This is a genomic window from Streptomyces capoamus (assembly GCF_014654935.1).
In the GTDB taxonomy this organism is placed as follows: Bacteria; Actinomycetota; Actinomycetes; order Streptomycetales; family Streptomycetaceae; genus Streptomyces; species Streptomyces capoamus.
Genome location: NZ_BNBF01000043.1, coordinates 16926 through 21905, shown reverse-complemented (window position 1 = coordinate 21905; position 4980 = coordinate 16926). Strand labels below are relative to the sequence as shown.

Sequence of the window (4980 nt, the reverse complement as noted above, 5' to 3'; positions counted from 1 at the left end):
GGCCCGCCAGCAGATCCGCGAGCTGCCCGCCTCGACGCTGCCCGAGCACGCCCAGAAGTGGGCGGACGCCTTCGCACCCCGGCTGCGCGTCCTGACCGACGAACTCGCCCAGCTGGAGCGCAACCGCGACTCGATCGTGGACCGGCTGCGCGGCCTGGTGGAGTCGGCCCTGGCGACGCTCCGCTCCGCCCAGCGGCTCTCCCGGCTGCCCGAAGGACTCGGCGAGTGGTCCGGGCAGGAGTTCCTGCGCATCCGCTTCGACGAACCCGACCAGGCCACGCTGACCGAACGGCTCGGCGAGGTCATCGACGAGGCCACGCGGGCGGCCGTGAAGAAGAACTCCGATCTGCGCCGTGACGGCATGTCCCTGCTGCTGCGGGGCGTCGCGGCGGCCCTGCAGCCGAAGGGTGTGGCCGTCGAGATCCTCAAGCCCGACGCGGTCCTGCGCGCCGAACGCGTCCCCGTGGGGCAGATGGGCGACGTGTTCTCGGGCGGTCAGCTGCTCACCGCCGCCATCGCCCTGTACTGCACGATGGCCGCGCTGCGCTCGAACGACCGCGGGCGGGACAAGCACCGGCACGCCGGCACGCTGTTCCTCGACAACCCCATCGGCCGTGCCAACGCGACGTATCTGCTGGAACTCCAGCGGGCCGTCTCCGACGCGCTGGGCGTCCAGCTGCTGTACACCACCGGCCTGTTCGACACGACCGCCCTCGCCGAGTTCCCGCTGGTCATCCGTCTGCGCAACGACGCGGACCTCCGGGCCGGCCTGAAGTACATCAGGGTGGAGGAGCACCTCCGGCCCGGTCTGCCCCAGCAGCCGCAGGCCGGAGAGACGGTGCACAGCGAGATCACGGCGACGAGGATGTACAAGAAGCCCGCTTGATCCACGGATCCCGGCACCGGCCGCCCGCGTCCGTGCGCGGTATCCGGTGCCGGGTGCCGGCGGTCAGGAGTGCGACAGCTGTCCGGCGCCGCCCGTGCGCCGTATCCGCTCCTGTTCCCGCAGGCTCGCCCGCTCCTGGCGCGCCCGGGCCCGCCGCTCCCGCCGCAGTGCCCGGGCCGTGCTGCTCGGCTCGGAGAGCACGCCGTAGCGCTGGTTCCAGACCTGGCGGGTCACCCACACGTCGACCACGGCCCACGTGGCCGCCACCGTGCTCGCCACGCTGCTGATCACCATCGGGAACGCCAGCCAGGACCCGGCCAGCGTGCACAGGAACGCGACCATCGCCTGGATCAGCGTCACCGCGATGACGAGGACCGCCCGCACCGCCGCCGTCCGCACCGGATCGGGCATCGGGTGCCGGCGCGCGGGCTCCTCCACCCACAACGGCCGGTAGTCCTGCCGCTGTTCCTCGCGGACGGTCACCCTGGCCCGCCGCGGCCCCGGACCGTGCTGGTCCGGCACCTTCCCGCCCCGCCCCGCCTGCGAGCGTTCCGCCACGCTCTCCTCGGGCGCCTCGCGCCGCTCCGCCGTGCCCATCACCGTGTCACTCCCCACCGCCGGCAGACCGCTCGCCCCGGCATCCGAAGACCCCGACTCCCCAGTGGCTGCCCGGCTTGCGCTGCTTTACGCCGCCGGGGTGCTGGATACGGCTCCTGTGGCCCATTCCGCCCCCATTTCCCATGAAGGAGGACGCGCGAGAGCCCGCAAAGATTCCCGATCGGCGAACATTTCCAGCCAACCGGTGTCCGTGACGCCGCTGTCGGGCCGGGCGCGGGTGTCCGTAGCGCGGTGGCAATCTCCCGCAATGCCCGGACAACTCGCCATCTCTCGCCGCCGGAGCGGAAGTTCGCCCTCCGGACATGTCTTCGAGTTAACGGTGAGGCGGTAGTAGGCTCGCGCCGTTTGCACACGGACGAGCACCCCCGGCCGGCGGGGGTCGAGCTGGGGGAGGCCATGCGCTTTCGCGGGAAGTCGATCCGCCGGAAGATCGTGGCGCTGCTTCTCGTGCCGCTGGTGTCCCTGACCGCTGTCTGGGGTTTCGCCACGGTGCTCACGGGGCGTGAGGTCACCCGGCTGTTCCGCGTGACCGACGTGGTCCAGGACATCGGCTACCCCGCCGAAGATACCGCCCGCGTCCTGCAGCAGGAGCGCCGGCAGACCCTCGTGTACCTCGCCGACCCCCGGGCCTCGGAGTCCCTCTCGGCACTGCACCGAACCCGCGCCGCCACCGACCGGGAGATCACCACGTTCCGCAGGAACGCCGGGCAGGAGGAGATCCGGTCGGGCATGGACGGGGACGACGGCGAGCACCTGACCGCCGTACTGGACGCCCTCGACGGCCTCCGTTCACTGCGCCGCGCCGTCGAACAGGGCACCGTCACCCGCGCCCAGGCGTTCACCCAGTACAACCGCCTCGTCGACCCCTGCTACGCGCTGCTGGCGGCCCTCGACGGCATCGACGACGTCGAGATCGACAAGCAGGCCCGCGCCCTGGTCAACATCGACCGCGCCCGTGAGCTGCTCTCCCGCGAGGACGCCCTGCTCGGCTCCTCCCTCGTCGTCGGCCGGCTCACCCGCGAGGAGACCCGGGAGATCTCCGACCTCGTCGCCCAGCGCACCCTGCTGTACGACATCAGTCTCCCGCTGCTGCCCGCGGTGGAGCGCGACCGCTACGACCACTTCTGGAAGAACGCCACCACGGCACCCATACGCGTGGCCGAACGTTCCGTCACCTCGTGGCAGTCCGGCACCCCCCGCGGTGTCACCGCGCAGAGCTGGGACTCCGCCGCGGCGTCCGTGCTGAAGGAACTCGGCACCCTGGACGACCAGGCGGGCGACCGCTTCCAGGACCGCATGCGTCCCGTCGCCGTCGGTGTCATCGTCGAGGCGGCCGTCGCCGGCGTCCTGGGACTGGTCGCGCTCCTGCTCTCCGTCGTGCTCTCCATCCGGGTCGGCCGCACGCTCATCCGCGACCTGCGCCAGCTGCGGCTGGAGGCGCACGAGGCGTCCGGCGTCCGGCTGCCGAGCGTGATGCGCCGGCTCTCGGTCGGGGAACAGGTCGACGTCGAGACCGAGGTGCCGCGCCTGCAGTACGACAAGAACGAGATCGGCGAGGTCGGGCAGGCCCTCAACACCCTCCAGCGCGCCGCCGTCGAGGCCGCCGTCAAGCAGGCCGAGCTGCGGGCCGGCGTCTCCGAGGTGTTCGTCAACCTCGCCCGCCGCAGCCAGGTGCTGCTGCACAAGCAGCTCACCCTGCTAGACAGCATGGAGCGCCGCACCGAGGACACCGACGAACTCGCCGACCTGTTCCGCCTGGACCACCTCACCACCCGGATGCGCCGGCACGCCGAGGGCCTGGTGATCCTCTCCGGTGCCGCGCCCTCCCGGCAGTGGCGCCGGCCCGTGCAGCTGATGGACGTCGTCCGCGCCGCCGTCGCCGAGGTCGAGGACTACGAGCGCATCGAGGTCCGGCGCCTGCCGCGGGTCGCCGTCACCGGGCCGGCCGTCGCCGATCTCACCCATCTCGTGGCCGAACTCCTGGAGAACGCCACCGTCTTCTCGCCGCCGCACACCGCCGTCCAGGTCCTCGGCGAGCGCGTCGCCAACGGCTTCACCCTGGAGATCCACGACCGGGGTCTCGGGATGACGGCCGAAGCGCTCCTGGACGCCAATCTGCGCCTGGCCGAGACCCCCGAGTTCGAACTCTCCGACACCGACCGGCTCGGCCTGTTCGTGGTCAGCCGCCTCGCCCAGCGCCAGAACGTCCGGGTCTCCCTCCAGCCGTCGCCGTACGGCGGCACCACCGCGGTCGTGTTCATCCCCGACGCGCTGCTGACCGACGACGTCCCGGACACCAACGGCCTCGGCTTCCGGCTGGACCGGGAGCGCCCGGTGAAGGGCGGCGAGGCCGTGGGCCGTACCGCGGGGCGCTCCCAGGCACCGCTGCAGCTGCCCGGCCTGCCCACCTCCCTGCTGGACGGCCCGGTCGAGCTGGAGGGGCCCGTCGGTCTCGACGCGCTGGACGACTTCCCCGGCGCCCTCCCGGACGAGGACAGCGAGCGCGGCGGTCTGTTCCGCTCCCGCCGGCCCCGCCCGGAGGACGACGAGCGGGAGGCCGGCGGACCGGCGGACCCGCCGCCGCTCGAGCCGTCCGGCGACCGAGGTCCCGTGCCCCTGCCGCGGCGGCAGACGCCCAAACTGGTCAGCTCGCACGGCAAGCCCGTCGGAGACCAGCGGTCCCGCCGCGGCGAACCCGAGCCCGGGCCCGCCGCCGGACCACGCCGCTCCGGCCCGGGCGGTCCGGCCGAGCTGCCCGCCCGCCGCCGCGGGAGCTCCTCCCGACGCCCCACCGGACTTGAGGCGACCGGACCGGGCGAGGCGACGGGACCCGGTGACCGGGCGGAGGACCGCGCCGCGGCCCAGGCCGAGGCCGGCGACGCGCCCCCCGGAGTTCCGGTCCTGCCCCGGCGTACCCGCCCCGGGCGTACCCGGCCCGGGGCGCCCGGCGCCGACGGCCCGGCGGACACGGCCCCGACCCGAGGCGGCCCCACCGCACCCGCCGGTGACACGGCCGGCGGAGCGGGTACCGGGGCGCTGCCCCGGCGGGTACGCCAGGCCAGCCTGGCCCCCCAGCTCAAGCAGGGCACCGGCCGGCGCGCCGAGAGCGCCGCGCCGGCCGCCGACCGCGACGCCGAGGAGGTCCGCAGCCGAATGGCCTCGCTCCAGCGCGGCTGGCAGCGCGGTCGCGAGGAGAACGCCGAGGGCGACGGGGCCCGGAACGGCACAGCACAGGGAACGACAAAGGGGGACGGTCGATGACCGCACCGAAGGCGACCGGCCACACGGCGACGAACAACGGCGAGCTGAACTGGCTCCTGGACGACCTGGTCGACCGGGTCGCCAGCATCCGCAAGGCCGTCATCCTGTCCGGCGACGGCCTGCCCACGGGGGTGTCCAAGGACTTGACCAGGGAGGACAGCGAGCATCTGGCCGCGGTGGCGTCCGGTTTCCACAGCCTCGCCAAGGGTGTGGGC

At 73.6% G+C, this 4980-nt stretch carries 3 protein-coding genes and 1 pseudogene; 3 read left to right on the top strand and 1 reads right to left on the bottom strand.

The annotated features are described in order from the left end of the window. Positions 1 to 886: pseudogene (locus IE312_RS43440) on the top strand (hypothetical protein); the annotation flags it as partial. Positions 887 to 949: 63 nt separating this feature from the next. Here IE312_RS43440 and IE312_RS36505 read toward each other — a convergent pair. Then, complete coding sequence (locus tag IE312_RS36505) at positions 950 to 1483, bottom strand: hypothetical protein (RefSeq protein ID WP_189986620.1); 534 nt, start codon at positions 1481 to 1483, stop codon at positions 950 to 952. A gap of 417 nt (positions 1484 to 1900) precedes the next feature. On the opposite strand from IE312_RS36505, the gene IE312_RS36500 reads away from it, so the two are divergent. Together IE312_RS36500 and IE312_RS43435 are read left to right on the top strand one after the other, a co-directional pair. Next, positions 1901 to 4765: a nitrate- and nitrite sensing domain-containing protein gene (locus IE312_RS36500; RefSeq protein WP_189986619.1), complete on the top strand. Its 2865-nt coding sequence runs from the start codon at positions 1901 to 1903 to the stop codon at positions 4763 to 4765. Further along, the coding region (locus tag IE312_RS43435; protein WP_229900876.1) for a roadblock/LC7 domain-containing protein at positions 4762 to 4980 on the top strand (219 nt) is incomplete at its 3' end. The genes IE312_RS36500 and IE312_RS43435, both read left to right, overlap by 4 nt.